A 1,515-nucleotide genomic window follows, 5' to 3' on the forward strand; every position below is an offset into this window, starting at 1 on the left:
GTCATGCAGCCGGACTTCCAGTATGTCTGGAACCCTTCGGGCGGGATCCCCCTCTCATGGGGGGATTCACCCAAACGGATCGGGAACGAGGCCATCTTCGGCCTCCACTCCAGTATTACTTTCTAATGACCCAGCAGGCAGGGGGAATGACGCAGGAGGATGGCGGACCGTCGGTTAAAACTCTTGCCGTGTGATGCCATAATTCTATGATGCACCCACGACAACCATGAGAGTACGCAGTTTTTTCTGACCGATCCGCACACGTTTTGCGTTGTGCCACCTTGCCAAGAAAGAAAAGGATAACACCATGAACACATCCGTTCATACAAATGCCCCCGCACTGGTGACCGATGCGGGTATCCCCCTGCGTGAGATTCTGCCCTGGGGCGTGTTCGGCCTGATCATGGCAGCACTGCTGATTTACTTTGTGGGTGCGGAACAGGGTGCCACCTCCCTTATTTCTGGCCATTCCGTGCACGAATTCGTGCATGACGGCCGCCACCTTCTTGGCTTCCCCTGCCATTAAATAACTAGGCGTCAGGAAAGAACTCATCTCATGGTTGGTCGTCTTCTCGCCCGCGGTATGGTCGCGGGTATTGTGGCTGCGTTGTTGACCTTTGTGTTTGCCAAACTGTTTGGCGAGCCACAGGTGGCTCTGGCCATTGCCTTTGAATCCGCACAGGACGCCGCAGCAGGTATCGCGCCTGAGCCCGAACTGGTCAGCCGTTCGGTGCAGGCATCCTATGGCCTGCTGACCGCAGTGCTCATGTATGGTGCGGCCTATGGTGGCGCGTTCGCCATTGTGTTTGCTCTGGCTTACAAACGCCTGAACCTGTCCAGCCCGCGCGTACTGGCGCTGCTGCTTGCGGGTGTTGGCTTTTTAACCTTTGTCCTTATCCCCGACCTTAAATATCCGCCCAACCCACCCGCTGTGGGGCTGGAGGAAACCATTGGCCTGCGTACAGCCATGTATTTTGCCATGGTGGGGATTGCCATTGCCATTTCCATGATCTCGCTGCTGGTCGGTCGGGCGCTGGTGGCATCTCTGGGTCGCTGGAACGCGGCATTGTGCGGCATTGCCCTAGGGCTGGCCCTTGTGGTTCTGGCGCAGTTCGGTCTGCCAGACATTAACGAGGTCCCGGGTAATTTCCCCGCCATTGTGCTCTGGCGCTTCCGCGAGGCAGCCATTGGCATGCAGCTTGTCATGTGGTCCTCTCTGGGGCTGGTTTTTGGCGCACTGGCCGAAAAACTGTTGCAGTCCCCGCGTGCGCAGGCGCGCTAACGCTAGAGCAGCCTTTATGCCGGTATAAAAAAAGGGCCACGCAACTGCGTGGCCCTTTTTTGTTGGAGCGTATGGCCTTGCCTGAACAAGGCCACACGTCCTGCGGATTAGAAAGTAATACTGGAGTGGAGGCCGAAGATGGCCTCATTCCCGATCCGTTTGGGTGAATCCCCCCACGAGAGGGGGATCCCGCCCGAAGGGTTCCAGACATACTGGAAGTCCGGCTGCATGAC

At 57.4% G+C, this 1,515-nt stretch carries 4 protein-coding genes; 3 read left to right on the forward strand and 1 reads right to left on the reverse strand.

Annotated elements, in window-relative coordinates; translation table 11 throughout:
* From HK20_RS12310 to HK20_RS12320, 3 genes are all read left to right on the forward strand, one after another.
* Positions 1 to 126: carbohydrate porin (locus tag HK20_RS12310; protein ID WP_086647333.1), on the forward strand; the 126-nt coding region annotated here is incomplete at its 5' end.
* 181 nt (positions 127 to 307) lie between these two features.
* A complete protein-coding gene (locus HK20_RS12315; protein ID WP_086647335.1) occupies positions 308 to 526 on the forward strand; it encodes a CbtB domain-containing protein in 219 nt (72 codons plus the stop codon).
* A gap of 30 nt (positions 527 to 556) precedes the next feature.
* Positions 557 to 1,282, forward strand: coding sequence for a CbtA family protein (locus tag HK20_RS12320; protein ID WP_086647334.1), 726 nt, complete (start codon positions 557 to 559; stop codon positions 1,280 to 1,282).
* Positions 1,283 to 1,389: 107 nt separating this feature from the next.
* Here HK20_RS12320 and HK20_RS12325 read toward each other — a convergent pair.
* A partial coding sequence (locus HK20_RS12325) for a carbohydrate porin (protein ID WP_086647333.1) occupies positions 1,390 to 1,515 on the reverse strand: 126 nt, incomplete at its 5' end.

It is taken from the genome of Acetobacter sp. DsW_54, assembly GCF_002153575.1.
In the GTDB taxonomy this organism is placed as follows: Bacteria; Pseudomonadota; Alphaproteobacteria; order Acetobacterales; family Acetobacteraceae; genus Acetobacter; species Acetobacter fabarum.

Coding starts and splice junctions, on each gene's coding strand:
- HK20_RS12320 (WP_086647334.1), top strand. CDS start 557: ATGGTTGGTCGTCTTCTCGCCCGCGGTATGGTCGCGGGTATTGTGGCT.
- HK20_RS12315 (WP_086647335.1), top strand. CDS start 308: ATGAACACATCCGTTCATACAAATGCCCCCGCACTGGTGACCGATGCG.